Consider the following 25,524-nt stretch of genomic DNA (forward strand, 5'->3'; position numbering starts at 1 on the left):
CTCCCGCAACCCAGCAAGATCACTACGCCTAACGCCCACGGTCCTCGCAACTCCCACAGATCGCGGGTGTTGCGAGGACCGTTAGAACCTAAGGATCATCCGATCGGACGGGGGCCTTCGCCGTGTCAGGCGGAGATCAGAAGCGGCGGGTGACCAGCGCCCGCTTCACTTCCTGGATCGCCTTGGTGACCTCGATGCCACGCGGGCAGGCCTCGGAGCAGTTGAAGGTGGTGCGGCAGCGCCACACGCCCTCACGGTCGTTGAGGATCTCCAGGCGCTGCTCGGCGCCCTCGTCGCGCGAGTCGAAGATGAAGCGGTGCGCGTTCACGATCGCGGCCGGGCCGAAGTACTGGCCGTCGTTCCAGAACACCGGGCAGGACGACGTGCACGCGGCGCACAGGATGCACTTGGTGGTGTCGTCGAAGCGCTCGCGGTCCTCGGCGGACTGCAGGCGCTCGCGGGTCGGGTCGTTCCCCTCGGTGATGAGGAACGGCATGACGTCCTTGTACGCCTGGAAGAACGGGTCCATGTCCACGACCAGGTCCTTGAGGACCGTGAGGCCCTTGATGGCCTCGATCGTGATCGGCTTCTCCGGGTTGACGTCCTTGATCAGGGTCTTGCACGCCAGCCGGTTGCGGCCGTTGATCCGCATGGCGTCGGAGCCGCAGATGCCGTGCGCGCAGGAACGGCGGTAGGTGAGGGTGCCGTCCTGCTCCCACTTGATCTTGTTGAGCGCGTCCAGGACGCGCTCCTTCGGGTCCAGCGTCAGCTGGTAGTCGACCCACACCGGGTCCGGGTGCTCCTCCGGGTTGAACCGGCGGATCCGGAAGGTGACGGTGATCAGCTCGACGCCGCCCGCCTCGACCGCGTCCAGAGCGGCCGAGTGCTTCTCCACGGTAGGAGTGCTCATCAGTACTTACGCTCCATCGGCTGGTAGCGGGTCGTGACGACCGGCTTGTAGTCGAGGCGGATGGAGGTGCTGCCGTCGGCGGCCACCTCCTGGTACGCCATGGTGTGCTGCATGAACTTCACGTCGTCACGGGTCGGGAAGTCCTCGCGGTAGTGGCCGCCGCGCGACTCCTCGCGGGCCAGCGCGGAGACGGCCAGCACCTCGGCCAGGTCGAGCAGGTTGCCCAGCTCGACGGCCTCCAGGAGGTCCGTGTTGTACCGGAAGCCCTTGTCCTGGATCGAGACGTTCTTGTAGCGCTCCTTCAGCGCGGCGATGTCCTCGACCGCCTGCTTCAGGGTGGCGCCGGTGCGGTACACCATCGCGTTGGCGTCCATGGTCTCCTGCAGCTCCTTGCGGATCTGCGCCACGGACTCGGTGCCGGCGGCCTCGCGCAGGCCGTCGACCAGGGTCTGGACCTTCTCGGCCGGGTTCTCGGGCAGCTCGACGAACTCGTGCACGTTGGCGTAGTCGGCGGCGGCGATGCCCGCGCGACGGCCGAACACGTTGATGTCCAGCAGCGAGTTGGTGCCCAGGCGGTTGGCGCCGTGCACGGACACGCAGGCGACCTCGCCGGCCGCGTACAGACCCGGGACGACGTCGGTGTTGTTGCGCAGCACCTCACCCTCGACGTTGGTCGGGATGCCGCCCATGGCGTAGTGCGCGGTGGGCTGGATCGGGATCGGGTCCGTGTAGGGCTCGATGCCGAGGTAGGTGCGGGCGAACTCGGTGATGTCCGGGAGCTTGGCGTCCAGCTGCTCCGGCGGCAGGTGGGTCAGGTCCAGGTAGACGTGGTCGCCGTCCGGACCGCAGCCGCGGCCTTCGCGGATCTCGGTGTAGATCGCGCGGGAGCAGACGTCACGGGACGCGAGGTCCTTCATGACGGGGGCGTAGCGCTCCATGAAGCGCTCGCCGTCCTTGTTGCGCAGGATGCCGCCCTCGCCGCGGGCGCCCTCGGTGAGCAGGATGCCCATGCGCCAGATGCCCGTCGGGTGGAACTGGAAGAACTCCATGTCCTCCAGCGGCAGGCCGCGGCGGTACACCAGGGCCTGGCCGTCACCGGTGAGGGTGTGGGCGTTGGAGGAGACCTTGAAGAACTTGCCGGTGCCGCCGGAGGCGAACACGACGGACTTGGCCTGGAAGACGTGGATCTCGCCGGTGGCCAGCTCGTAGGCGACGACGCCGGCCGTCTTGCCCTCGTTGATCAGCAGGTCGAGGACGTAGAACTCGTTGAAGAACTCGACGCCGTGCTTGACGCAGTTCTGGAACAGCGTCTGGAGGATCATGTGACCGGTGCGGTCGGCCGCGTAGCAGGAGCGGCGGACGGGGGCCTCACCGTGGTTGCGGGAGTGCCCGCCGAAGCGGCGCTGGTCGATCCGGCCCTGCTCGGTGCGGGAGAAGGGCAGGCCCATCTTCTCCAGGTCGAGGACGGCGTCGATGGCCTCCTTGCACATGATCTCGGCGGCGTCCTGGTCGACCAGGTAGTCACCACCCTTGACCGTGTCGAAGGTGTGCCACTCCCAGTTGTCCTCCTCGACGTTGGCGAGGGCGGCGCACATGCCGCCCTGGGCCGCGCCGGTGTGGGACCGGGTGGGGTAGAGCTTGGTCAGGACGGCGGTGCGGGTGCGCTGCGTCGACTCGATGGCCGCGCGCATGCCGGCGCCGCCGGCGCCGACGATGACGGTGTCGTACTGGTGAATCTGCATGGGGGTTCTAACTCGCCTCTGGCCTCTGCCGATTGCCGATTAGATGCTTTGTCGTCAGATGTTGGGGTCGAAGGTGAAGATCACCAGGGTGCCGAGCAGCACGGTGAAGACCGTGGCGGTACCCATGAGCCCCTTCAGCCAGAGCCGGGTCGAGTCCTTCTCGGCGTAGTCGTTGATGACCTGCCGCATGCCGTTGGCGCCGTGGAGCATGGCGAGCCAGAGCATCGTGAGGTCCCAGACCTGCCAGAACGGCGAGGCCCAGCGGCCGGCCACGAAGGCGAAGCCGATCTTGGAGACGCCGCCGTCGAGCACCAGCATGATCAGCAGGTGGCCGAGGATCAGGACCACGAGGACGATGCCGGACAGGCGCATGAAGAGCCAGGCCAGCATCTCGAAGTTGGTGCGGGTGCGGCGTGGGGTCTTCGGGGTCCGCTTGCGCGGCGGCTCGATGACGAACGCGTCGGCCGGGTTGCCGGTGCCGAGGCCCTTGCCGGTGTGCGCCTGCGCGGAGGGGACGACCAGCGCGTCGGAGTATTCCGTGGACATGTGTCAGCTCACTTCCCGAACCAGGAGATCAGCGTGTGCTGCAGGATCCCGTAGAAGGAGCCGGCCATCAGCACGACCCAGACCGCCACGACGGTCCAGAGCATCTGCTTCTGGTACTTCGGGCCCTTGGACCAGAAGTCCACGGCGACGACCCGCAGGCCGTTGAGGGCGTGGAACAGGATGGCGGCCACCAGGCCGTACTCCATCAGGTTCACGAGAGGAGTCTTGTACGTCTGAATGACGGTGTCGTACGCCTCGGGCGACACGCGCACCAGAGCGGTGTCCAGGACATGGGCGAACAGGAAGAAAAAGATGAGGACGCCGGTGACTCGATGAGCCACCCAGCTCCACATGCCTTCCCGGCCGCGGTACAGCGTTCCAGCCGGCACGGAAAAACCCTCCGGAAGCGATTGGGGGCTCGGCCGGCTTCGGTGTCGGTCAGCCCGGCCAGGTACGGTCCACCGGCCGCCAGCATCCTATCGACGCCGCGTCGCGAACCGCCTCCGGGGGTCTCAGGTGTGATCAATCAGGCACGACTGGCCTAGCCGGACGGGAACCGGCGGCACTTTGGTCGCTCTGGGTGACTGTCCGGCTGCGTTACGGTGGCGGCCCGCTCCGCCGCCGACACCCTGCCGAGGCCCCCGTGCCGCTTCGCCCCGTCCGACCGCCCGCCGCCGCCCTCGCGGCCCTGCTGATGCTCGCCACGGGCTGCACCGCGGCCGGCGGCTCCTCCGCGGACCGGGCCGGGCCCGGCCGCGAGCTGTCCGCGGCCGAGCTGCGGGCGGCCGCGGTGGCCGACGCCGACCTCGGGGCGGGCTACACGGTGACGGTGATGACGCCCGGCCACGGCGACACCGGGGCGGGCGCGGGGCGGGAGGTCGCGGACGTCCCGGCCTGCCAGCCGCTGCTGGACGCGGTGACCCCGGCCACCCCGGCCGCCTCGGCCTCGCCGGCCGCCCAGGCCCCGGGCTACCCGTACGCGGAGACGGACCTGAGCGTGGCCCGGGCCGCCGACCCCAGGGGCGGCGTGTACGGCGGGCTGCTCGGCTACCGGACGGGGCGGGCGGCCGTGCTCCAGGCGGAGCTGGAGAAGCTGTTCGGCCCGTGTGCCGCGTTCACCTCGATGGCCCCGGCGCCGCCGGCCGAGAAGCCGGGGAAGAAGGCGCCGATCCGGACCAGGCACCGGCTGAACCGTGAGGACACGCCCACCCCCGGGGGAGCGGACGCCGCGCTCGGATTCACCCTGACGAATGAATCGGGGAGCGCGGTGCTCTCGCAGCGTGCGGTGCTGGCCCGGATCGGGCCGGCGCTCGCGGTGTTCACCACCTTCGGGGTCGCCGCCGAGCCGGCCACCGCGCCGGACGAGGTGATCGTCCGGCAGCAGGTGGCCAAGCTGCGGGCCGCGCAGGCGAAGAAGGAGTAGCGGGCGGAGAGGGAGTGGGCGGGATGGGGGAGGAGTCGGCGGCTCAGCGCGCCCCGGCCTCCGAATGGGTGGCGACCAGGTGCTCCAGCCGGGTGAGGGAGATCCGGCGGAGCTCGTCCGCCGAGATCAGCCGCTCCTCGTCCGGGTCGTTGGCCAGCCGGGTGCGGATCGAGGAGAGCACGGTGTCGAGCATCTCCTCCGGGGCCACGCCCTCCAGGCAGACCACGAAGACGTGGCCGAACCTGGCCTCGTACGCGGCGTGGGCGGCCCGCAGCGCGGTGTGCGCGGCCTGGCTGCCCGGTGCCCGCATGCCGAGCAGCGGTTGCGGCATCCAGCTCTCGTCGGCGAGCGCCTCGGCGAGGTCGGCCGGGCGGAGGTCGTAGGAGGCCTCGCTGGCGGCGGCCAGCAGGGACTCTATGTCGGGGTAGGGCCGGTGCGCGGTGAGCCGCAGGGCCCAGCGGTGGCTGCCGCAGCAGGCCAGGAGGGCCTCCTCGGCGGCGCCGGCATCGGCTTCGTTGAAGCGGTGCAGCCCGAGGAGGGTCGGCTCGGAGCTTGGATCGAGCCGCTGTGGTGGGACGTCGCTGGCCAGCGGGTCCTCCTCGTGAGGGCGGGAAGGTGCCGGTGAAGTGGGGTGGGGTGAAGCAGCTGAAGTATGGGGGCTGCGGGCGGCGTCACGGCGCCGGTCGGGCAGCTCCTCAAAGGTAGTTGAGCGGTCATCAGTTGGGGAGGGCGCGCGCGGAATTCATCCGGACGAGCTATCAAGTTGTGACGTTGACATCTTTGTGTCAGCGCCCTCCCCACATTCATCCGCTAATCCGGCATCTGTTGACCCGGCACCCCCGCCTCAGGAGGGTGGCTCTGGCGAGGCTCGCCAGAGGCGTACGGGGTGGCCGGGTCGCCGGTGGATCCGACCGCCGTCAGCCGCGGTGGACCTTGTGGTTGGCGGCCTGGGCGCGGGGGCGGACGACCAGGAGGTCGATGTTGACGTGCGGGGGGCGGGTGACCGCCCAGGCCACGGTGTCGGCGATGTCCTCCGAGGTCAGCGGCTCGGCCACGCCGGCGTACACGGCCGCGGCCTTCTCCTCGTCGCCGCGGAAGCGGGTGACCGCGAAACCCTCGGACTTCACCATGCCGGGGGCGATCTCGATCACCCGGATCGGCTCCCCGCACAGCTCCAGGCGCAGCGTCGCCGCGATGGTGTGCGCGGCGTGCTTGGCCGCGACGTACCCGCCGCCGCCCTCGTACGCGGCCAGCGCGGCGGTCGAGGAGAGCACCAGCACGGTGCCGTCGCCGGTGGCCCGCAGGGCCGGCAGCAGCGCCTGCGTCACGTGCAGCACGCCGAGCACGTTCACCTCGTACATGGCCCGCCAGTCGGCCGGGTCGCCGTGCTCGACCGTCTCGGCGCCGATCGCCCCGCCGGCGTTGTTCACCAGCACGTCGACCCGGCCCACCTCGGCCGCGAAGGCGTCCACGGCGGCCCGGTCGGTGACGTCGAGCGTGACCGCCCTGGCCGAACCGCCCCCGTCGCCGATCTCCTTGGCCAGCGCCTCGATCCGCTCGGTCCGCCGGGCGGTCAGCACCACGTCGAAGCCCTCGGCCGCCAGCCGGCGGGCGGTCGCCGCGCCGATTCCGCTGCTGGCACCGGTGACCACGGCCACCTGCTGCTCGGTCATTGCCACTCCCTGGGGCTCATCCGGTCGTTCACCCGATCATCTCAACCGCGTCCGCGCCCGCGCCGACCGGTCCCGCTCCGGGTCCTGTCCTACATTGCGAGGACCGACCGATGCCCCCGCCGATCCCGTGGAGGGACCTCATGGCAGCCGAGCCGCGCCGCGCCGAGTCAGGCTTCCCGATCGAGCCGCTGTACGGCCCGGAGGCGCTGGCCGACTGGGATCCGGCGAGCAGGCTCGGCCGGCCGGGGGAGTACCCGTACACCCGGGGCGTCTACCCGACGATGTACGCCGGGCGGCCGTGGACGATGCGCCAGTACGCGGGCTTCGGCACCGCCGCCGAGTCCAACGCCCGCTACCGGCAGCTGATCGCGGGCGGCGGCACCGGCCTGTCGGTGGCCTTCGACCTTCCCACCCAGATGGGCTACGACTCGGACGCGCCGCTCGCCGCCGGGGAGGTGGGCAAGGTGGGCGTGGCCGTCGACAGCGTCGAGGACCTGGCCGTGCTGTTCGACGGCATCCCGCTGGGCGGGGTGTCCACCTCCATGACCATCAACGCGCCCGCCGCCCTGCTCCTGCTGCTCTACCAACTGGTCGGCGAGGCCCAGGGGGTGGCGCCGGCCCGGCTGACCGGCACGGTCCAGAACGACGTGCTGAAGGAGTACATCGCCCGGGGCACGTACATCTTCCCGCCGCAGCCCTCGCTGCGGCTGGTCGCGGACGTCTTCCGGTACTGCCGGGCGGAGATCCCGCGCTGGAACACCATCTCCATCTCCGGCTACCACATGGCCGAGGCCGGGGCGGATCCGGCGCAGGAGATCGCCTTCACGCTGGCCAACGGCATCGCCTACGTCCGTACCGCGATCGCCGCCGGGATGGCGGTGGACGACTTCGCCCCCCGGCTCTCGTTCTTCTTCGTGGCCCGGGTCACGCTGTTGGAGGAGGTGGCCAAGTTCCGTGCCGCCCGCCGGATCTGGGCCAGGGTGATGCGGGAGGAGTTCGGCGCGAAGGACCCGCGCTCGTGGATGCTGCGCTTCCACACCCAGACCGCCGGGGTGCAGCTCACCGCCCAGCAGCCCGAGCTGAACCTGGTCCGGGTCTCGGTGCAGGCGCTCGCCGCGGTGTTCGGCGGCACCCAGTCGCTGCACACCAACGGCTTCGACGAGGCGATCGCGCTGCCCACCGAGAAGGCCGCCCGGCTCGCCCTGCGTACCCAGCAGGTGCTCGCCCACGAGACCGACGTGACCGCCACCGCCGACCCGTTCGCCGGCTCGTACGCGGTCGAGTCGCTGACCGACGAGGTGGAGGCCGCCGCGCTGGCGCTGATGGCCCGGGTCGAGGAGCTGGGCGGCGCGGTGGCCGCGATCGAGCGGGGCTTCCAGAAGGCCGCGATCGAGCGCACCGCCTACCGGCTCCAGCAGGAGACCGACTCCGGCGAGCGGACGGTGGTCGGCGTCAACCGCTTCCGGCTGGACGCCGAGGAGCCGTACCGGCCGCTGCGGGTGGATCCGGCGGTCGAGCGGCAGCAGGTCGAGCGGCTGTCCCGGCTGCGCGCCGGGCGGGACCGCGTGGCCGTCGCCCGGGCGCTGGACGGGCTGCGCCGCACCGCGGAGGGGACGGGGAACGTGCTGTACCCGATGAAGGAGGCGCTGGCCGCGCGGGCCACCGTCGGCGAGGTCTGCGACGCCTTGCGGGAGGTGTGGGGCGTGTACGCCCCGGTGGAGCGCTTCTGACGTCACGTCAAGATTGGGGCGACCGTGACCGCCGCTCCGGGTGATCGTTGCACAGGGCAAGCAACCGGGGAAGGCGGCTGAAACGAGATGTCATACCCACCTGTTCGGCCGGTATGCGCCCATCCGGGGACTAGTTTTCCGGAAGTCGGGCCAAATCCCCCCAACAGGCCTACCCTTGTTGAGATGAACCGTCCTGAGCCCGCTCAGCCGGGCGCCACTCTGGCCACCGCCCGCCCCGCCGCCGAACTGCGCGCCCGGGTCCGGGGGCTGGAGTCCGAGCTGATCGCCTTCCGCCGTGACCTGCACCGGCACCCGGAGCTCGGCCGCCAGGAGTTCCGCACCACCGGCCTGCTCCGCGACCGGCTGGTGGCGGCCGGCCTGAGCCCCCGGGTGCTGCCCGGCGGCACCGGCCTGATCGTCGACGTCGTCCCGGCCGGCACCGCCCCCGGCGCCGAGTTCCTGGCCTTCCGCGCCGACATCGACGCGCTGCCGATCGACGACGCCAAGACCGACGTGCCGTACCGCTCGACCGTCCCCGGCCGGGCCCACGCCTGCGGCCACGACGTGCACACCGCGGTGGTGCTCGGCACCGCCCTGGTGCTGGCCGAGGCCGTCCGCACCGGCGAACTGCGCCGCCCCGTCCGGCTGGTGTTCCAGCCGGCCGAGGAGGTCCTGCCGGGCGGTGCGCTGGACGTGATCAAGGCCGGGGGGATGGACGGCGTCGGCCGGATCTTCGCGGTGCACTGCGACCCCAAGGTGGAGGTGGGCCGGATCGCCCTGCGCACCGGGGCGATCACCTCGGCCTGCGACCGCCTGGTGCTGCACCTGGACGGCCCCGGCGGGCACACCGCCCGCCCGCACCTGACCACCGATCTGGTGACCGCGGTCGCCCGGATGGCCGCCGACCTGCCGGGCGCGCTGGCCCGTCGGATGGACCCGCGCTGGGGCGTGAGCCTGGTCTGGGGCCGGATCGCCTCCGGCTCCGCGCCCAACGTCATCCCGCAGCACGCCGAACTGGAGGGCACCGTCCGCTGCCTGGAGCTGGACGGCTGGCGCGAGGCGCCCGACCTGCTGCACGAGCTGATCGCCAAGCTCGCCGAGACCTACCGGGCGAAGTGGACGCTGGACTACCACCGAGGGGTGCCGCCGGTGGTCAACGAGGCGGTCTCGGTCGCCCTGCTGGACGCGGCGATGACCGACCGGTTCGGCCGGGAGGGCGCGCGGGTGGTGGAGAGCACCGAGCAGAGCCTGGGCGGCGAGGACTTCTCCTGGTACCTGGAGCACGCCCCGGGCGCGCTGGCCCGGCTCGGCGTCCGCGCCCCCGGTGACACCACCGTCCGCGACCTGCACCAGGGCCGCTTCGACGCCGACGAGCGCGCGATCGGGATCGGCGTGGAACTGTTCGCGGCGCTCGCCCTGGACGAGCCGCGGGGCTGAGCTGCGGGACTGAGTCGCGGGACTGAGCTGCGGAAACCGAACGGCAGGACCGAGCCGCGGATACCGAACAGTAGGACTGGGCCGCGAGATTGAGCGGCGCACGCCGTCCCCGGACATCTCCTCGGGCACCGCGTGAACGCCCCCTCGGGCGACCTCCCGGACGACCGGCCGGCACCCCATCGCGGTGACCGGCCGGTTTACCGCCATCCGAGGTAATCGACCGGTTCCGTAGACTGAGCCGCAAAACCAGCTTTGGATCACCGTCGCGCACGGGAAATAGGGCCTCGGGAAGACCGTGAGACCACGGTTTGATAACAACCCGAATGCTCCGGCACCCCGTAACCCAACCGTGTTCTACGCGCGTTACGGTGGCGTCCGACCACGCTAATCAGGTGCGTGTGAGAAGGAGATACTCCCTTGCGCCGTTCAATGAAGCTCGCTGCGGTTGTGCTCTCGGGTTCCCTGGGCATGGCCTCGCTCGCCGCTTGCGGCGCAAAGAGCACTGACAGCAACACCTCCTCCGGTTCGGGCGACGGCTCGATCAAGGTCGGTATGGCCTACGACATCGGCGGCCGTGGCGACCAGTCGTTCAACGACTCCGCCGCCCGCGGTCTCGACAAGGCCAAGGCCGAGCTCGGCGTCGCGGTCACCGAGGCCGACGCCAAGACCGGTGAGGCCGAGGCTGACAAGGAGACCCGCCTCAAGAACCTGATCGACGGCGGTTACAAGACGATCATCGCGGTCGGCTTCGTCTACCAGCAGGCGGTCGACAAGGTCGCCAAGGACAACCCGAACGTCAAGTTCGCGATCATCGACTCGAACGACAAGGACCAGCCGTCCAACGTCACTTCGCTGGTCTTCGCCGAGCAGGAGGGTTCGTACCTCGCCGGCGTCGCCGCCGCGAACAAGTCGAAGTCCAAGCACGTCGGCTTCATCGGCGGTGTGCAGACCGAGCTGATCAAGAAGTTCGAGGCCGGTTACAAGGCGGGTGTGAAGTCCGTCGACGCGAACATCCAGGTCGAGACCACCTACCTGACCACGCCTCCGGACTTCACCGGCTTCAACTCGCCCGACAAGGGCAAGGAGGCCGCGCAGGGCCAGCTCGACAAGGGCGCGGACGTCATCTACGCCGCCGCCGGCTCCTCCGGCAACGGCGCCATCGAGGCCGTCGCCAACAAGCCGGGCGCCTACGCCATCGGCGTCGACTCCGACCAGGCCGCCCAGCCGGCCCTGGCGAAGTACAAGAACAGCATCCTCACCTCGATGGTGAAGAACGTCGACAACGCCGTCTTCTCCTACATCGAGTCGGTCAAGAAGGGCCAGCCGTTCACCGGCATCAAGCTCTTCGACCTGAAGGCCGAGGGCGTCTCGCTCGCCACCACCGGCGGCAAGCTCGACGACATCCAGGACAAGCTGAAGGCCGCCGCCACGGCGATCACCTCCGGCGCCACCACCGTCCCGACCGCGCCGGCCCAGTAAGGCCCGCGCGTCCCGGACGCACCAGCGACTGCCGCCTGCCCGGCAGCGCGACGAACGGCAGAGCATCACGGGAGGGGCCCGGCAGGGTGCGCTCAACGCGTACCCCCGGGCCCCGTCCCGTCCCCCCGTCTTCCCCTTGGCCCTCCCAGCGCAACGACGCGCCTCCAGACCACCAGGAGATCGCCATCACCGCATCCGACCCCGTCCCCCCGCGCGAGGACGGTACCCCCAGCGCGGGGACGGCGACATCGGCCGTCGAACTGCGCGGCATCACCAAGCGCTTCCCCGGTGTCGTGGCCAACCACGACATCAACCTCACCGTCCGCAGCGGTACCGTGCACGCCCTCATGGGTGAGAACGGCGCCGGCAAGTCGACGCTGATGAAGATCCTCTACGGCATGCAGAAGCCGGACGAGGGCACCATCGCGATCAACGGCGAGCCGTGCGAGTTCAACACCCCGGGCGACGCCATCTCCCGCGGCATCGGTATGGTCCACCAGCACTTCATGCTGGCCGACAACCTCACCGTGTGGGAGAACGTCGTCCTCGGCGGCGAGAAGCTCCACGGCATCGGCGCCAAGGCGAAGGCGAAGATCAAGGAGATCTCCGACCAGTACGGCCTGGGCGTGCGCCCGGACGCCCTGGTCGAGGACCTCGGCGTCGCCGACCGCCAGCGCGTCGAGATCCTCAAGGTGCTCTACCGCGGCGCCAAGATCCTGATCCTCGACGAGCCGACGGCCGTGCTCGTCCCGCAGGAGGTCGACGCGCTGTTCGACAACCTGCGCGAGCTCAAGTCCGAGGGCGTCACCGTCATCTTCATCTCGCACAAGCTGCACGAGGTGCTGGCGGTGGCCGACGCGATCAGCGTGATCCGGCGCGGCACCACGGTCGGCGACGCCGACCCGAAGGCCGTCACCGCCCGTCAGCTGGCCGAGATGATGGTCGGCGCCGAGCTGCCCTCCCCGGAGAGCCGCGAGTCGACCGTCACCACGACCGAGATGCTCGACGTCAAGGACCTGCGGATCGCCAAGACCGATGCCGAGGGCATCGAGCGGGTCGTCCTCGACGACATCTCGCTGCGCATCCACAAGGGCGAGATCCTCGGCATCGCCGGTGTCGAGGGCAACGGCCAGGCCGAACTGGTCGAGGCCATCATGGGCATGCTGCCGTTGGACGGCGGCACCGTCACCCTGGACGGCAAGGACCTCTCCGGCTCGCTCACCCGGGCCCGCCGCGAGGCCGGCATCGGCTACATCCCCGAGGACCGCCACAAGCACGGCCTGCTGCTGGAGGCCCCGCTCTGGGAGAACCGGATCCTCGGTCACGTCACCGAGGCGCCCAACTCCAAGGGCGTCCTGCTCGACCCGGGCGCCGCCCGCAAGGACACCTGGCGGATCGTCGAGGACTACGACGTCCGCACCCCGGGCATCGAGGTCACCGCGGCCTCCCTCTCCGGCGGCAACCAGCAGAAGCTGATCATCGGCCGCGAGATGAGCCACCAGCCCAAGCTGCTGATCGCCGCGCACCCCACCCGTGGTGTGGACGTCGGCGCGCAGGCGCAGATCTGGGAGCACATCCGGGTCGCCCAGCGGGCCGGTCTGGCCGTCCTGCTGATCTCCGCCGACCTGGACGAGCTGATCGGCCTGTCCGACACCATCCGGGTCATCTACCGCGGGCGCCTGGTCGCCGACGCCGACCCGGCCACCGTCACCGCCGAGGACCTCGGTACCGCCATGACGGGTGCCGCCAGCGGCCACCTCGAGTCCGATCCGGAGGCCGTCGAGCAGTTCCACGAGATCCTCGTGGAGGGCACCGAGGCCGAGTCCGACGCCGGCCCCACCGACACCGCCGACGACCCGCAGGCGGGGGAGTAACCCACATGACCAGTCCCAACACCGCCGCCAAGCGCAGCCTGGCGCAGCGGATCAGCGGTGAGCGGATCGTGCTCGCACTGGCGGCGCCGGTGCTCGCGGTCGTGCTCTCCATCGTGATCTGTTCCGTCCTGCTGGCGACTTCGGGCAAGAACCCGTTCGACGCGTGGAACGTGATGCTCACGTACGCCGGCAAGTCGGACGGCCAAGTGGGGATCCTCAACCGGTCCACCACGTACTACCTGGCCGCTGCTGCCGCCGCCTTCGGGTTCCGGATGAACCTGTTCAACATCGGCGTCGAGGGCCAGTACAAGGTCGCGGCGCTGTTCGCGGCCTTCGTCGGTGCCAAGGTCGACCTGCCGGCGATCATCCAGATCCCGCTGCTGCTGGTCACCGCCATGCTGGTCGGCGGCCTGTACGCGAGCATCGCCGGTCTGCTGAAGGTCTACCGCGGGGTCAGCGAGGTCATCTCGACCATCATGCTGAACTCGATCTCGATCGCGGTCGTCGGCCTGCTGCTCGTCCCCGGCATCTTCGCGCCGAAGACGAGCGCCACCAGCAACTCGATCCAGACCGACCCGATCTCGCAGTCCAGCCACTTCTTCACGATGGAGACGGCGGGTGGCCCGCTCTGGGGCTTCATCTTCATCGCCGCCCTGGTCGGCGTGGTGTTCCAGTTCGCGCTGACCCGCACCCGCTTCGGCTTCGATCTGCGCGCCACCGGCCGCTCGGAGTCGGCCGCGACCGCGTCCGGCGTGAACGTCAAGCGCATGGTGATCATCTCGATGGCGGTCTCCGGCGCGATCGCCGGTCTGATCGGCATGCCCGAGCTGGTGCAGAACTCGTTCTACTACGGCCAGAGCTTCCAGCCCGGTCTGGGCTTCCTCGGCATCTCGATCGCCCTGCTGGGCCGCAACAGCCCGATCGGCATGGCCTTCGCGGCCCTGCTGTTCGCGTTCCTGGACACCACCGGCTCCCAGCTGCCGCTCCAGGGCGGCTTCCCCTTCGAGATCGTCGACGTCATGAAGGGCACCATCGTCATCTGCGTCGTCGTCGCCTACGAGCTGGTGCGCCGCTACGGCCTGAAGCGCCAGCAGCAGAAGGTCGGCGCCCAGCTCGCCGCCCAGCTCGCGGCTCAGCTCGCGGCCACTGAGAAGAAGGAGGTGTCCGCATGAGCACGGCTACCGCCGCGCGTCCGAAGGCGCCGGGCGCGCCCACCAAGAAGCGCAAGATGTCCTGGCCGGTGGTGCTGCTGCTGATCGCGGGCGCCCTGGTCCTGTTCTCCGCCGTGGGCATGGCCACCGGCAACCACGCGCTGACCTCCTCCGGTCAGATCACCGCCGCGCTCAGCGCCGCCGTGCCGATCGGCATGGCCGGTCTGGGCGGTCTGTGGTCCGAGCGGGCCGGCGTGGTCAACATCGGCCTCGAAGGCATGATGGTCGCCGGCACCTTCTGCGGTGCCTGGGCCGGCTACCTGGTCAACCCGTGGGTCGGCCTGCTGGCCGGCATGCTCGGCGGCGCGCTCGGCGGTCTGCTGCACGCGCTCGTGACCGTCACCTTCGGCGTCGACCACATCGTCTCCGGCGTCGGCATCAACCTGCTGATCCCCGGCATCTGCGCGTACGTCAACCGGATCTACTACAAGGACTACATCGCGGTCGGCGCGGGTGCGAACCAGTCGCCGCCGGCGGATCCGCTGCCGTACATCACCGTCCCCGGGCTGTCCTCGTGGCTGTCCGACATCGAGAAGCACCACTGGTTCCTGGTCTCGGACGTGGCCGGCGTGGTCGGCGGCCTGGTCACCAACATCTCGGTGGTCGTGCTGGTGGCCGGCGCGATGATCGTGGTCAGCTACTTCGTGCTCTGGCGCACGGTGTTCGGCCTGCGGCTGCGCTCCTGCGGTGAGAACCCGACCGCCGCCGAGTCGCTGGGCGTCAACGTCTACAAGTACAAGTACCTCGCGGTCATCGCCTCCGGCGCCTTCGCCGGCCTCGGCGGCGCGTACCTCTCGCTGGTCGCGGCGCACTTCTACAAGGACGGCCAGACCCTCGGCCGCGGCTTCATCGGCCTCGCCGCGATGATCTTCGGCAACTGGATGCCGGGCGGCCTCGCCATGGGCGCCGGCCTGTTCGGCTTCACCGACAGCCTCCAGCTGCGCGACCCGGAGTCGGTGCACGTGCTGATCCTGACCGTCGCCATCGCGATGGCGCTGCTCGCGCTCTGGCAGCTGTACCGGCGCAAGTTCACCGGTGCGGCGATCTCCTTCGTGGTCGCCGGCGGTCTCGGCGCCTGGTACGCGCTCACCGACGAGGTGCAGCGCCCGCTGATCGTCGCCACGCCGTACGTGATCACCCTGGTGGTGCTCTCGCTGGCCTCCCAGCGGCTGCGCATGCCGAAGGCCGACGGCCAGATCTACCGCAAGGGCCAGGGCAAGTGACGGCGCCTGCGGCGTCGGCCGCGATCGACTGGGAGCGGCTGCGCGCGGCCGCGCGCGAGGCGATGACCCACGCGTACGCCCCGTACAGCAAGTTCCCGGTCGGCGCGGCCGCGCTGGTGGACGACGGGCGGCTGGTCACCGGCTGCAACGTCGAGAACGCCTCGTACGGGCTCGGGCTGTGCGCCGAGTGCGGGCTGGTGTCCGCGCTGCACGCCACCGGCGGCGGCCGGCTGACGGCCTTCACCTGCGTCGACGGCGCGGGCGAACTGCTGATGCCGTGCGGGCGCTGCCGCCAGCTGCTCTACGAGCACGGCGGGCCGGAACTGCTGATCGAGCTGCCCTCCGGGATCCGCCCGATGAGTGAGGTCCTGCCCGACGCGTTCGGGCCGGAACGGCTCTAGCTTCGACAATTGTTACGCGCGTAGAGTGTCGCGAGTGGGCCGGAACCCGGTCATCTCGCGACACTCTTCGCTTTTGAAACCCCTCTTGGAGCACGCATGGACGCCATCTCCGTCATCAGGACCAAGCGCGACAGCGGAGAGCTGAGCGACGCTCAGATCGACTGGGTCATCGACGCCTACACCCGCGGCGAGGTCGCCGACGAGCAGATGTCCGCCCTGGCCATGGCGATCCTGCTGAACGGCATGAAGCCGCACGAGATCAGCCGCTGGACCGACGCGATGATCCGCTCCGGCGTCCGGATGGACTTCTCCTCGCTGCCGCTGCCCACCAGTGACAAGCACTCCACCGGCGGCGTCGGCGACAAGATCACCCTCCCGCTCGCCCCGCTCGTCGCCGCCTGCGGCGCCGCCGTCCCGCAGCTCTCCGGCCGCGGCCTCGGCCACACCGGCGGCACCCTCGACAAGCTGGAGTCCATCCCCGGCTGGCGCGCCCTGCTCTCCAACGAGGAGATGCTCGACGTCCTGCGCACCACCGGCGCGGTCATCTGCGCCGCCGGTGACGGCCTCGCGCCCGCCGACAAGAAGCTCTACGCGCTGCGCGACGTCACCGGCACCGTCGAGGCCATCCCGCTGATCGCCTCCTCGATCATGTCCAAGAAGATCGCCGAAGGCACCGGCGCCCTGGTCCTGGACGTCAAGGTCGGCTCCGGCGCCTTCATGAAGAACCTCGACGACGCCCGCGAACTCGCCCGCACCATGGTCGGCCTGGGCACCAGCGCCGGTGTGAACACCGTCGCCCTGCTCACCGACATGTCCACCCCGCTCGGCCTCACCGCCGGCAACGCGCTGGAGGTCCGCGAGTCGATCGAGGTGCTGGCCGGCGGCGGCCCCGCTGACGTCGTCGAGCTCACCCTCGCCCTCGCCCGCGAGATGCTCGCCGCGGCCGGCGTGCACGGCAAGGACCCGGCCGACGCGCTGCGCGACGGCTCCGCGATGGACCACTGGCGCCGCATGATCGCCGCCCAGGGCGGCGACGTCGACGCCCCGCTCCCGGTCGCCCGCGAGCAGCACGTCATCCCGGCGCCCGCCTCCGGCGTCCTCACCGAGCTCGACGCCTACGCCGTCGGCGTCTGCGCCTGGCGCCTCGGCGCCGGCCGCGCCCGCAAGGAGGACCCGGTCCAGGCCGGCGCCGGCGTCGAGATGCACGCCAAGCCCGGCGACACCGTCGTGGCCGGCCAGCCCCTGCTGACCCTGCACACCGACACCCCCGAGCGCTACGACTACGCCATCGAGGCGCTGGCCGGCGGCATCGCGGTCTCCCCGGCCGGCACGGCCTTCACCCCGAACCCGATCGTCCTCGACCGCATCGCGTAGTCATGCGATTGCCCTTCATGCGGCAGCGTGCCGGCTGCATGAAGGACCGACGAGGAGCCCGTACCCGGTCTGCCGGGTGCGGGCTCCTTCCGTGTGCTCGGGCCCGGTCGGCCGGTGCCCTGCGGATGCGGGTTCAGGCGTAGGTCCGCAGGACGCTGGTGTCGAGCGTCCAGGGGCCGACGGCGATCTCGTCGCCGAAGACGAAGTCCTTGCGGCGGGTGTAGCCGGGCTCGTCGTGGACGATGCCGGTGCCCTTGCGGGGATCGACCAGGAGGTACAACGGGATGCCCATGGCCGAGTAGTCGCGGACCTTGTCGTGGTAGTCGTTCTCGGGGTTGGACTTGGAGACGATTTCCACGACGAGAAGGATCTCGTGGGGGAGGAACGCCGGGTCGTCGTCGTCCAGGGCCGCGTCGGGGAACACCATCAGGTCGGGATTCCGGAGCCGACCGAGGCCGACGTCCTCCAGATCCGCGCCGCCGTGGGCGATGTAGCCGGGGTGGGTCTGCGGTAGCTGGGCATTGAGCTGGTGGGCCAGGCGGATGACGGCGAGCTCGTGACGTTTCACGGGTGACGTCATCATGACGATCTCGCCGTCGGCGATCTCGATCTTTCCTGTCCCCGGCACCTTCGGCAGCTGATCCGCGATCTCGCGCAACCGGGCGTACACAGCAGGATCGACGCTCATGTCCCGGAGCGTATCGGCGGCGACTGTCAGGCGTCCGCGACCGCTCGCCGGGCCGCGTGGGCCCGGTGGGTGGCGTAGAGGGTGACGGCGGCGGCGAGGGTCATGGCGGTGAGGCCGACGGTGGCGGCGCCGGGCCAGCCGGTGGCGTGGTAGGCGTCGGCACCCAGGGTGCCGCCGAGGCTGTTGCCGAGGTAGTAGGCGATCAGGTAGAGGGCGGAGGCCTGGGCGCGGCCCTCGGTGGCGGTGCGGCCGACCGCGGAGGAGGCGGTGGCGTGGCCGGCGAAGAAGCCGGCGGTGATCAGGACCAGGCCGAGCAGGGCGCAGACCAGGGACTCGGTGAGGGAGAGCAGCAGCCCGGCGGCGGTCACGCCGATGGAGACGTAGAGCGCGCCGCGGCGGCCGAGCCGGGCGGCGAGGCGGCCGGCGGCGGCGGAGGTGCCGGTGCCGACCAGGTAGACGACGAAGATCGAGGCGGCGACGGACTCGGGCAGGTGGAACGGCGCCGAGATCAGCCGGTAGCCGACGGTGTTGTAGACCGCGCCGAACACGGCCATGAACAGCAGTCCGAGCGCGTACAGCCGCACCAGCAGCGGGTTGCGCAGGTGCCGGCCGACGGTGCGGGCCAGGGCGCGGGCGTCCACCGGGGCCGGGGTGAAGTGCCGGGCGGCGGGGATCAGCAGCCGGAAGGCGAGCGCGGCGAGCAGGGCGAGGGCGGCGGAGGCGGCGAGGCCCCAGCGCCAGCCGAAGGCCGCGGCGGTCCAGCCGGAGAGCAGTCGGCCGCCCATGCCGCCGATGCTGTTGCCGGCCACGTACAGGCCCATCGCGGAGGCCAGGGCGCTGGGGTGGACCTCCTCGGCGAGGTAGGCCATGGCGGTGGCGGGCAGCCCGGCCAGCGCGGCGCCCTGGAGGACGCGCAGCACGACGAGGGTGGTGAGGTCGGGCGCGAGCGGCAGGGCGAGGGCGAGGGTGGCGGCGGCGAGGGTGGAGGCCGTCATCACGGCGGTGCGGCCGTACCGGTCGGACAGGGCGCTGGCGGGGAGCAGGGCGAGCGCGAGTCCGAGGGTGGCGGCGGAGGCCGTCCAGCTGGCCTGGCCGGGGGTGAGGTCGAGGTCGGCCGAGAGGATCGGCAGCAGGCCCTGGGTGGAGTAGAGCAGGACGAAGGTCGCGACTCCGGCGGCGAACAGGGCGAGGTTGGCGCGGCGGAAGGCGCGCTGGCCGGGGCGGTGGCGGTCGTCGTGCGAGGGGGCGGGGGCGGGGGCATCCGGGGTGGTCACGGATGCCCTGGTATCGGCGGGCTGCATGTCGTCGACGGTAGGCGCGCCGCGGTTGATGCGTCCAATGCATGAACGGTGGATGATCGATGCGTTGTCGTATGAGTCGAGGTGGTGGCGGGATGGCCGGGGCGGACCGGGCGGACGTGACGGACGGCACGGAGCCGCGGTACCGGGTGGCGGAGTTGGGGCCGGACGAGCCGGCGGTGCTGCTGGCGCCCCGGCTGGCCCAGTTCGCGGCGGTGGCCCGGCTGGAGCACGTGACGCGGGCGGCCGCGCTGCTCGGGGTGCCGCAGCCGACGCTGTCGCGGGCGGTGGCCCGGCTGGAGGAGGAGCTGGGGGTGGACCTGCTGGCCCGTCAGGGCCGGACGGTCCGGCTGACCAGGGCCGGCCGGCTGCTGTTGGCCTCGGTGGAGCGGGCGCTGGCGGAGGTCGAGCGGGGGGCGGAGGCGGCCCGGGCGGAGGCCGATCCGGCGGCCGGGCGGGTGGCGTTCGGCTTCCTGCACACGATGGGGACGGACGCGGTGCCGGCGCTGCTGCGGGGGTTCCGGGCTGGGCATCCGCAGGTCCGGTTCCAGCTGGTGCAGGACTACGTCGGGGCGATGCTGGAGCGGTTGCGGGCGGGGGAGTTGGACCTCTGCCTGGTCGCGCCGCTGCCGGACGATCCGGCCTTCACGGCCCGCCCGCTGGACGAGCAGCGGCTGCACCTGGTCGTCCCGGCGGACCACCGGCTGGCGGGCCGGCGGCGGATCCGGCTGGCGGAGGTGGCCGAGGAGCCGTTCGTCGGGCTGGAGCAGGGGTACGGGCTGCGCGCGATCACGGACGGCTTCTGCGCGCAGGCCGGGTTCGTGCCGCGGCTGGCCTTCGAGGGGGAGGAGGCGGAGACGCTGCGCGGGCTGGTCGCGGCCGGGCTGGGGGTGGCGCTGCTGCCGCCGGCGCTGGTGCCGCGGCCGGGGGTGGTGGAGCTGGAGGTGACGGCGCCGCGCACCCGGCGGGCGATCGGGCTGGCCTGGGCGGCGGGGCGGCCGCTGACTCCGCCGGTGGCGGCGTTCCGGGACTTCGTGCTGTCCCGGCGGGGCCGGTTGCTGCAGCACGACTGAGCCGCAACGGGGCCGCAACCGGTCCGAAGGTGCCGCGGATGGCCCGGGCGGTGGAATTCCCGGTGGACTTTCGCCGAACCGGCCGCGTCAACAGTGGTGGGTCTACGCGCGTAGGGGCTATATTTCCGCAATGGAGAAGCAGATCCCTGTCACCGCCGCGGGCGCCGGCCCGCGCATCCCCACCCCCGACCAGATCCGCCGCGCGCCGAAGGTGCTGCTGCACGACCACCTCGACGGCGGGCTGCGCCCGGAGACGGTCGTCGAGCTGGCCGCCGCGGTCGGCTACGAGGGCCTTCCGACCACCGACGCCAAGGAGCTCGGCGAGTGGTTCCGCGAGGCCGCCGACTCCGGCTCGCTGGTCCGCTACCTGGAGACCTTCGCGCACACCTGCGCCGTGATGCAGACCCGCGAGGCCCTGATCAAGGTCGCCGCCGACTGCGCCGAGGACCTGGCCGCCGACGGCGTCGTGTACGCCGAGGTCCGCTACGCCCCCGAGCAGCACCTGGAGGCCGGCCTGTCCCTGGACGAGGTCGTCCGGGCCGTGAACGAGGGCTTCCGCCTCGGCGAGGCCAACGCCCGCGCGGCCGGCCACCGGATCCGGGTCGGCACCCTGCTGACCGCGATGCGGCACGCCGCCCGCTCCACCGAGATCGCCGAACTGGCCAACCGCCACCGGGACCAGGGCGTCGTCGGCTTCGACATCGCCGGTGCCGAGGCGGGCCACCCGCCCACCCGCCACCAGGCCGCCTTCGACTACCTCAAGGGCGAGAACAACCACTTCACCATCCACGCGGGCGAGGCCTTCGGCCTGCCGTCGATCTGGGAGGCCCTGCAGTGCTGCGGCGCCGACCGGCTCGGCCACGGTGTGCGGATCGTCGACGACATCACGGTGGCCGAGGACGGCAGCGTCGAGCTCGGCCGGCTGGCCGCGTACGTGCGCGACAAGCGCATCCCGCTGGAGATGTGCCCGACCTCCAACCTCCAGACCGCGGCGGCCACTTCGTACGCCGAGCACCCGATCGGGCTGCTCAGCCGGCTGAAGTTCCGGGTCACCGTGAACACCGACAACCGGCTGATGAGCGGCACCAGCATGAGCCGCGAGTTCGGGCACCTGGTGGAGGCCTTCGGCTACACGCTGGGGGACATGGAGTGGTTCACGGTGAACGCGATGAAGTCCGCGTTCCTGCCGTTCGACGAGCGGCTGGCGATGATCAACGACGTGATCAAGCCGGGGTACGCCGAACTGAAGGCGGAGTGGCTGTTCAGCTCGGGCACCGGCGACAGCTGAGCGGCCCGGCCCGTTCGAATGGTCGGGTGAACGCCCATGTCCCGAAAGGGAGTTGGCGTTCATCCGACTACTCACTCGGGTGAGTGAACGCCCTTTGGTCCTCGCGCGGCCCACTCACTACGGTGTGCCCGTCCATGCTGACAGGCCGTGGCGGCGGAAGCCCGTCCGCCCCGTCCCGATGTCGGCCACCGACGACGACCCAAGGGACGAACCATGAAGCAGGCTCTCAAGGCCGCCGGCACCGCGGCGCTCGGCATCGCCATCGCGGCGGTGGGCGCCGGTACCGCCGCCGCCGCCCCCGCGCCCGGCGGCCTCGGGCTGCCCACCGGCGCGGTCACGAACCCCGCGGTGACCGGCGCGGTCACCGACACCGCCGCCAAGCTGCCCGGCGGCGACAAGGTCACCGGCACGCTCGGCACCCTCACCCCGGCCGCCGGCCAGGCGGCGCCCGCACCGGCCGCCGAGGCCGGTGCCGCCACGCGTGGCGCCATCCCGACCATCCCGGGCGTCGACAAGACCCCCATCGGCGGGCTGACCCACACCCTGCCGCTGCCGGGCCTGACCGGCTGACCTGGCCGCCGGCACGGCGACGGGCCGTCCGCCCCGGTGATCCCGGGAGCGGGCGGCCCGCCGTCGTACCGGGCCCGGCGCGACGGCGCCGGGCTTACGGCTCCCGGGCTTACGGCTCCTGGGGGAGCAGCACCCAGAGGGCCAGGTAGACCAGGCACTGGAGCCCGGGCAGGATGATCGAGATCAGGAAGATCAGTCGCACGGTCCACGGCGTCACGCCGTAGCGCTCGGCAAGCCCGGCGCAGACGCCGGCGATGACGCGGTTGTGACGGGGACGGGCGAGACGGGCGCTCATGGGTCAACTCCGTGTCGTGGCACCCGATCCGGCCGATCCGGCGGGCTTAATTTCCACTCTCCGCCACCGCGCTCCCGGAAACGTCCACCTGGCAGTCGATTCGCCACCCCGCCGACTCGCCGGTGAGGCGTAGCCGGGTGTCGGGGTCCGTCTCAGGGTCGCCCGGAGTGCGGATGCCCCAGGTGGCGCCCGCCCGGCGGCGGGAAAGCCCGTTGCGGTCCGGTGGCGGGCCGTTCTAGCCTCTCCGGCAACACGTCGAGGGAGACGAGTACCTCCGGGCCCCGTGGGCCGAGAGAGCCGCCGGCAGCTGTGAAGGCGGCCCCGCGCCCCGGAGCGAAGACACTCCCGAGTGCGGGGAGGAAATGCCCCGCCGGTCGGCCCCCGTCAACGGGCCGCAATGAGGCCGCCGCCCGCGCGGGCGGCGGCGAAAGTGCGGTGGCACCGCGAGTTGCCCTTCTCGCCCGCACTCCGAAGGGATCACCACGACGCCCCTGGAGGGCCGCGATGATCCACCCGACGACCCGTGTCCTGGCCGCCGAACTACCCGGCCACGTCGGCGAATCCGTAGAGATCAGCGGCTGGCTGCACCGCCGCCGCGCACTCAAGTCCGTCACCTTCCTGGTGATCCGGGACCGCTCCGGACCGGCCCAGGTGGTCGCCACCGGCGCCGGTCCCGACCTGCCGGAGGAGACCGTCCTGCGGATCCGCGGCACCGTCACCGCCAACCCGCAGGCGCCGGCCGGCGTCGAGCTGACCTCGCCCACCGTCGAGGTCCTGTCCAGCCTCGCCGAGGCGCCCCCGTTCAGCCTGTTCCGGCCGACCGTCGAGGCCGCCCTCCCGGTGATCCTCGACGGCGCTCCCGTCACCCTCCGCCACCCGCGCCTGTCCGCCCTGCACCGGATCGCGGCGGCCTCGGTGGGCGGGTTCCGGGCCACCCTCGACGGCCTGGGCTTCACCGAGATCCAGACCCCGAAGGTGGTCTCCTCGGCCACCGAGTCCGGGGCGGACGTCTTCGCGCTGGACTGGTTCGGCCGCCCCGCCTACCTCGCGCAGTCGCCGCAGTTCTTCAAGCAGGCGATGGTCGGGGTGTTCGAGCGGGTCTACGAGACCGGGCCGGTGTTCCGGGCCGAACCGCACGACACCGCGCGGCACTTGGCGCAGTACACCAGCCTCGACGCGGAGCTCGGCTTCATCACCGACCACCGCGAGGTGATGGCCGTGCTGCGCGAGGTGGTCGCCGGGATGGTCGCCTCGGTGGCCGAGCGGGCCGGCGCCGCCGTCGACCTGCTGGAGGTGAAGCCGCCCGAGGTCCCGGCGGAGATCCCGCAGCTCCACTTCGCCGAGGCGATGCGGCTGTTGGGCGTCGACGAGCCGGACCTCGCCCCGGCGCACGAGCGGTGGCTCGGCGAGTGGGCGCTGCGCGAGCACGGCAGCGAGTTCCTGTTCGTGGTCGGCTACCCGATGCGCAAGCGGCCCTTCTACACCCACCCGGAACCGGGCCGCCCGGAGTACTCCAACAGCTTCGACCTGCTCTTCCGCGGCCTCGAACTGGTCACCGGAGGCCAGCGGCTGCACCGGTACGAGGACTACCTGGCCGCGCTGGCGGCCCGGGGCGAGCCGGTCCAGCCGTACGAGGGCTACCTGCGCTCCTTCGCGCACGGGATGCCGCCGCACGGCGGGTTCGCGCTGGGGCTGGAGCGCTGGACGGCGCGGCTCACCGGCACCGACAACATCCGCCGGACCACGCTCTTCCCGCGCGACCTGCACCGCCTGACGCCCTGACCCCTGACGCCCTGACCCCTGACGCCCTGACACCGACGGGCGGGGGACACCGGACGGACCGGAGCCCCCCGCCCGTCGGCGGCGGATCAACAGGCGGTTACTGCGCCTGCCCGGACTGCCCGGCCGGCGGCACCGGCTGCGCGTACGGGTTGTTCGGCACGGGCTGCGCCGGCGGAGCGTACGGCGCGGCCTGCGGCGCGGCGCCCTGCGGCGGGACGGGCTGGCCGTACGGCGCCTGCGGGGCGTTGGGGTCGTACGGCGCCGCCTGCGGGGCCGGCTGCTGGTTCTTGGCGTTGCCGCGTTCGACGATCGCCTTCACGGAGCTGGCGATCAGCGCGATCGGCAGGATGAACGCCTTGAAGAAGACCCTGTACTGTTCGCCCTCGAAGACGAACGCGAGGTAGTAGGCGTACCCCAGGAATCCAAGGCCGGCGAGGACGTTGATGATTCGCCAGCCGACCTTCAGGCCGCTACCGGGATTGACCGCTCCGAGGACCAGCATGGCGGCACCGCTGATCGTCAGCGCGACGACGTACCAGGAGAAAAGCGGCTCGGCGCTGAAATCGAGATTGTTCAAGGGGGATTCCTGTGGGACGGGGGATAAGGCGGGGAGGCCTTTGGGACGACAGCGCAGATTACCGGAGGCGGCCGACATTCGGCGTCGCCTTTTCATCACGGAGTCGTCGCACCCCGACGGAACGGCAATGGGCGAGGTGGGAAATGACTGACTATGAGGTGCCGCGGGTCTTTTGCGGCCTCGACGGCGAGTGCGGGAACGCACTCGCCGTGGTGCGGGAGGACGGGCCTCAGCGAGCGGGGGGCGTGGGCTCGGCGTAGGCGCGGGCGCGCGCGACCGGCGGGCCGACCAGGGCGGTCACCTTCGGCGCAGGCGCAGGCGCGGGCGCAGCCCCGGGCGCGGGCACCGGCACCCGGACCCGCGGCCGCCGGTCGCGCAGCAGCCGCCGCAGGCCGGGGACGAGGGCCAGGTGGGTGATGGCCACGCCGATCACGGCGAGCAGTATGTGGTCGACGTTGAGGACGTGCCCGGGCGTCCAGGAGGAGAGGAACTCCAGGCCGGTCGCCAGCAGGGCGGAGGCGCCGGTGGTGCGCAGGAAGGACGGCAGCCAGGGGGCCCGCAGCCGGCCGCCGGCCAGCGGGAGCAGCACGCCGAGCGGGGCCAGCAGGAGGAACTCGCCGACGACCTGCCAGCCGGTGGAGGAGCGGAGGGAGGCCAGCGGCGTCAGGTTGGTGTCGTACACCCAGGGAACCGGCAGCGGCCTCAGCACCACCAGCCAGAGGACGAGGGCCAGGTGACAGGTCAGGCCCGCCAGTCCGGCTGTTCGAAGGGGACGGTGGACGGCCGTCGCCGGCCGGTTCCTGGTCCGTGCGCCGGAACGCTCGTCGCGTGTCCTGGTGCCATCTCGCTGCACGGGGGGAAGGACGTGGGCCGGTGGCGCGGTGGTTCCACCCCGGGCGTGAACATTCCGGGGCGCGCCCCCGGCCTCCC

General features: G+C 71.6%; 24 protein-coding genes. 13 read left to right on the forward strand and 11 right to left on the reverse strand.

The annotated features are described in order from the left end of the window. Nucleotides 1–136: 136 nt before the first annotated feature. Genes AB0O19_RS31840 through sdhC form a run of 4 tightly spaced genes read right to left on the reverse strand, consistent with a single transcriptional unit; the run spans nucleotide 137 to nucleotide 3,587 of the window. Nucleotides 137–910, reverse strand: a complete 774-nt coding sequence (locus AB0O19_RS31840; RefSeq protein WP_363624581.1) for a succinate dehydrogenase iron-sulfur subunit — start codon at nucleotides 908–910, stop codon at nucleotides 137–139. Next, complete coding sequence (gene sdhA / locus AB0O19_RS31845; protein WP_350877242.1) at nucleotides 910–2,652, reverse strand: succinate dehydrogenase flavoprotein subunit; 1,743 nt, start codon at nucleotides 2,650–2,652, stop codon at nucleotides 910–912. The genes AB0O19_RS31840 and sdhA overlap by 1 nt, the downstream gene beginning before the upstream one ends. A gap of 54 nt (nucleotides 2,653–2,706) precedes the next feature. Continuing rightward, nucleotides 2,707–3,198: a succinate dehydrogenase hydrophobic membrane anchor subunit gene (locus AB0O19_RS31850; protein ID WP_350877244.1), complete on the reverse strand. Its 492-nt coding sequence runs from the start codon at nucleotides 3,196–3,198 to the stop codon at nucleotides 2,707–2,709. A gap of 8 nt (nucleotides 3,199–3,206) precedes the next feature. After that, nucleotides 3,207–3,587 (reverse strand): succinate dehydrogenase, cytochrome b556 subunit, encoded by a 381-nt coding sequence (sdhC, locus tag AB0O19_RS31855; protein ID WP_063349043.1) that lies wholly within the window; start codon nucleotides 3,585–3,587, stop codon nucleotides 3,207–3,209. Between the two features lie 254 nt (nucleotides 3,588–3,841). On the opposite strand from sdhC, the gene AB0O19_RS31860 reads away from it, so the two are divergent. After that, complete coding sequence (locus AB0O19_RS31860; protein WP_363624583.1) at nucleotides 3,842–4,621, forward strand: hypothetical protein; 780 nt, start codon at nucleotides 3,842–3,844, stop codon at nucleotides 4,619–4,621. A gap of 43 nt (nucleotides 4,622–4,664) precedes the next feature. Here AB0O19_RS31860 and AB0O19_RS31865 read toward each other — a convergent pair whose 3' ends face one another. Together AB0O19_RS31865 and AB0O19_RS31870 are read right to left on the reverse strand one after the other, a co-directional pair. Then, nucleotides 4,665–5,150 (reverse strand): 2-oxo-4-hydroxy-4-carboxy-5-ureidoimidazoline decarboxylase, encoded by a 486-nt coding sequence (locus AB0O19_RS31865; RefSeq protein WP_363580301.1) that lies wholly within the window; start codon nucleotides 5,148–5,150, stop codon nucleotides 4,665–4,667. Nucleotides 5,151–5,538: 388 nt separating this feature from the next. Beyond that, nucleotides 5,539–6,294, reverse strand: a complete 756-nt coding sequence (locus tag AB0O19_RS31870; RefSeq protein WP_363624585.1) for an SDR family oxidoreductase — start codon at nucleotides 6,292–6,294, stop codon at nucleotides 5,539–5,541. 140 nt (nucleotides 6,295–6,434) lie between these two features. Between AB0O19_RS31870 and AB0O19_RS31875 the strand changes: the two genes are divergently transcribed. The 8 genes from AB0O19_RS31875 (at nucleotide 6,435) to AB0O19_RS31910 (ending at nucleotide 17,023) form a co-directional block, all read left to right on the forward strand. Beyond that, complete coding sequence (locus AB0O19_RS31875) at nucleotides 6,435–8,024, forward strand: methylmalonyl-CoA mutase family protein (RefSeq protein WP_363624587.1); 1,590 nt, start codon at nucleotides 6,435–6,437, stop codon at nucleotides 8,022–8,024. A gap of 183 nt (nucleotides 8,025–8,207) precedes the next feature. Further along, nucleotides 8,208–9,461, forward strand: a complete 1,254-nt coding sequence (locus AB0O19_RS31880; RefSeq protein WP_363624589.1) for an amidohydrolase — start codon at nucleotides 8,208–8,210, stop codon at nucleotides 9,459–9,461. Between the two features lie 417 nt (nucleotides 9,462–9,878). Then, complete coding sequence (locus AB0O19_RS31885) at nucleotides 9,879–10,940, forward strand: BMP family ABC transporter substrate-binding protein (RefSeq protein ID WP_363624591.1); 1,062 nt, start codon at nucleotides 9,879–9,881, stop codon at nucleotides 10,938–10,940. Nucleotides 10,941–11,200: 260 nt separating this feature from the next. Continuing rightward, nucleotides 11,201–12,814 (forward strand): ABC transporter ATP-binding protein, encoded by a 1,614-nt coding sequence (locus tag AB0O19_RS31890; protein ID WP_363624666.1) that lies wholly within the window; start codon nucleotides 11,201–11,203, stop codon nucleotides 12,812–12,814. 5 nt (nucleotides 12,815–12,819) lie between these two features. Next, entirely contained in the window at nucleotides 12,820–13,986 is a 1,167-nt protein-coding gene (locus AB0O19_RS31895) for an ABC transporter permease (RefSeq protein WP_363580228.1), read from the forward strand. After that, nucleotides 13,983–15,248 (forward strand): ABC transporter permease, encoded by a 1,266-nt coding sequence (locus AB0O19_RS31900; RefSeq protein WP_350877261.1) that lies wholly within the window; start codon nucleotides 13,983–13,985, stop codon nucleotides 15,246–15,248. Before AB0O19_RS31895 ends, AB0O19_RS31900 begins: the two co-directional genes overlap by 4 nt. Continuing rightward, nucleotides 15,245–15,649 (forward strand): cytidine deaminase, encoded by a 405-nt coding sequence (locus AB0O19_RS31905; RefSeq protein WP_063349052.1) that lies wholly within the window; start codon nucleotides 15,245–15,247, stop codon nucleotides 15,647–15,649. Before AB0O19_RS31900 ends, AB0O19_RS31905 begins: the two co-directional genes overlap by 4 nt. 96 nt (nucleotides 15,650–15,745) lie before the next feature. Beyond that, nucleotides 15,746–17,023 carry a thymidine phosphorylase gene (locus tag AB0O19_RS31910; protein ID WP_363624592.1) on the forward strand — a complete coding sequence of 426 codons (1,278 nt, stop codon included), beginning with the start codon at nucleotides 15,746–15,748 and terminating at the stop codon, nucleotides 17,021–17,023. A gap of 133 nt (nucleotides 17,024–17,156) precedes the next feature. Here AB0O19_RS31910 and AB0O19_RS31915 read toward each other — a convergent pair whose 3' ends face one another. Together AB0O19_RS31915 and AB0O19_RS31920 are read right to left on the reverse strand one after the other, a co-directional pair. Beyond that, nucleotides 17,157–17,711, reverse strand: coding sequence for a Uma2 family endonuclease (locus AB0O19_RS31915; protein WP_363624594.1), 555 nt, complete (start codon nucleotides 17,709–17,711; stop codon nucleotides 17,157–17,159). 26 nt (nucleotides 17,712–17,737) lie between these two features. After that, entirely contained in the window at nucleotides 17,738–19,012 is a 1,275-nt protein-coding gene (locus AB0O19_RS31920) for an MFS transporter (protein ID WP_363624596.1), read from the reverse strand. Nucleotides 19,013–19,104: 92 nt separating this feature from the next. Here AB0O19_RS31920 and AB0O19_RS31925 point away from each other — a divergent pair, with 92 nt between their 5' ends. The 3 genes from AB0O19_RS31925 to AB0O19_RS31935 all read left to right on the forward strand — a co-directional run bounded on the left by AB0O19_RS31925 (nucleotide 19,105) and on the right by AB0O19_RS31935 (nucleotide 21,940). Further along, nucleotides 19,105–20,082 carry a LysR family transcriptional regulator gene (locus tag AB0O19_RS31925; RefSeq protein ID WP_363624598.1) on the forward strand — a complete coding sequence of 326 codons (978 nt, stop codon included), beginning with the start codon at nucleotides 19,105–19,107 and terminating at the stop codon, nucleotides 20,080–20,082. A 130-nt stretch (nucleotides 20,083–20,212) separates the two neighbouring features. Further along, nucleotides 20,213–21,370, forward strand: a complete 1,158-nt coding sequence (locus AB0O19_RS31930; RefSeq protein WP_363624600.1) for an adenosine deaminase — start codon at nucleotides 20,213–20,215, stop codon at nucleotides 21,368–21,370. Between the two features lie 213 nt (nucleotides 21,371–21,583). After that, a complete protein-coding gene (locus AB0O19_RS31935; RefSeq protein ID WP_363624602.1) occupies nucleotides 21,584–21,940 on the forward strand; it encodes an ATP-binding protein in 357 nt (118 codons plus the stop codon). 109 nt (nucleotides 21,941–22,049) lie between these two features. On the opposite strand, the gene AB0O19_RS31940 is transcribed toward AB0O19_RS31935, so the two are convergent. Beyond that, a complete protein-coding gene (locus tag AB0O19_RS31940; protein ID WP_063349060.1) occupies nucleotides 22,050–22,235 on the reverse strand; it encodes a PspC domain-containing protein in 186 nt (61 codons plus the stop codon). Nucleotides 22,236–22,739: 504 nt separating this feature from the next. On the opposite strand from AB0O19_RS31940, the gene aspS reads away from it, so the two are divergent. Continuing rightward, nucleotides 22,740–24,017 carry an aspartate--tRNA(Asn) ligase gene (aspS, locus tag AB0O19_RS31945; protein WP_363624604.1) on the forward strand — a complete coding sequence of 426 codons (1,278 nt, stop codon included), beginning with the start codon at nucleotides 22,740–22,742 and terminating at the stop codon, nucleotides 24,015–24,017. 97 nt (nucleotides 24,018–24,114) lie between these two features. Here the strand turns inward: aspS and AB0O19_RS31950 are convergent, their stop codons facing one another. Both AB0O19_RS31950 and AB0O19_RS31955 read right to left on the reverse strand, forming a co-directional pair. Next, nucleotides 24,115–24,594, reverse strand: a complete 480-nt coding sequence (locus AB0O19_RS31950; RefSeq protein ID WP_363624606.1) for a hypothetical protein — start codon at nucleotides 24,592–24,594, stop codon at nucleotides 24,115–24,117. Nucleotides 24,595–24,823: 229 nt separating this feature from the next. Beyond that, complete coding sequence (locus AB0O19_RS31955; protein WP_363624608.1) at nucleotides 24,824–25,447, reverse strand: VanZ family protein; 624 nt, start codon at nucleotides 25,445–25,447, stop codon at nucleotides 24,824–24,826. Nucleotides 25,448–25,524 lie beyond the last annotated feature (77 nt).

The organism is Kitasatospora sp. NPDC091276 (genome assembly GCF_040684355.1).
GTDB lineage: Bacteria > Actinomycetota > Actinomycetes > Streptomycetales > Streptomycetaceae > Kitasatospora.

Bases quoted from the DNA above. Each gene is read 5' to 3' on its own strand.
- AB0O19_RS31850 (WP_350877244.1), bottom strand. From the start codon at position 3,198: ATGTCCACGGAATACTCCGACGCGCTGGTCGTCCCCTCCGCGCAGGCG.
- AB0O19_RS31910 (WP_363624592.1), top strand. From the start codon at position 15,746: ATGGACGCCATCTCCGTCATCAGGACCAAGCGCGACAGCGGAGAGCTG.
- AB0O19_RS31925 (WP_363624598.1), top strand. From the start codon at position 19,105: ATGGCCGGGGCGGACCGGGCGGACGTGACGGACGGCACGGAGCCGCGG.
- AB0O19_RS31880 (WP_363624589.1), top strand. From the start codon at position 8,208: ATGAACCGTCCTGAGCCCGCTCAGCCGGGCGCCACTCTGGCCACCGCC.
- AB0O19_RS31935 (WP_363624602.1), top strand. From the start codon at position 21,584: ATGAAGCAGGCTCTCAAGGCCGCCGGCACCGCGGCGCTCGGCATCGCC.
- AB0O19_RS31875 (WP_363624587.1), top strand. From the start codon at position 6,435: ATGGCAGCCGAGCCGCGCCGCGCCGAGTCAGGCTTCCCGATCGAGCCG.
- sdhA (WP_350877242.1), bottom strand. From the start codon at position 2,652: ATGCAGATTCACCAGTACGACACCGTCATCGTCGGCGCCGGCGGCGCC.
- AB0O19_RS31930 (WP_363624600.1), top strand. From the start codon at position 20,213: ATGGAGAAGCAGATCCCTGTCACCGCCGCGGGCGCCGGCCCGCGCATC.
- AB0O19_RS31920 (WP_363624596.1), bottom strand. From the start codon at position 19,012: ATGCAGCCCGCCGATACCAGGGCATCCGTGACCACCCCGGATGCCCCC.
- AB0O19_RS31870 (WP_363624585.1), bottom strand. From the start codon at position 6,294: ATGACCGAGCAGCAGGTGGCCGTGGTCACCGGTGCCAGCAGCGGAATC.
- aspS (WP_363624604.1), top strand. From the start codon at position 22,740: ATGATCCACCCGACGACCCGTGTCCTGGCCGCCGAACTACCCGGCCAC.
- AB0O19_RS31940 (WP_063349060.1), bottom strand. From the start codon at position 22,235: ATGAGCGCCCGTCTCGCCCGTCCCCGTCACAACCGCGTCATCGCCGGC.
- AB0O19_RS31895 (WP_363580228.1), top strand. From the start codon at position 12,820: ATGACCAGTCCCAACACCGCCGCCAAGCGCAGCCTGGCGCAGCGGATC.
- AB0O19_RS31915 (WP_363624594.1), bottom strand. From the start codon at position 17,711: ATGAGCGTCGATCCTGCTGTGTACGCCCGGTTGCGCGAGATCGCGGAT.
- AB0O19_RS31900 (WP_350877261.1), top strand. From the start codon at position 13,983: ATGAGCACGGCTACCGCCGCGCGTCCGAAGGCGCCGGGCGCGCCCACC.
- AB0O19_RS31840 (WP_363624581.1), bottom strand. From the start codon at position 910: ATGAGCACTCCTACCGTGGAGAAGCACTCGGCCGCTCTGGACGCGGTC.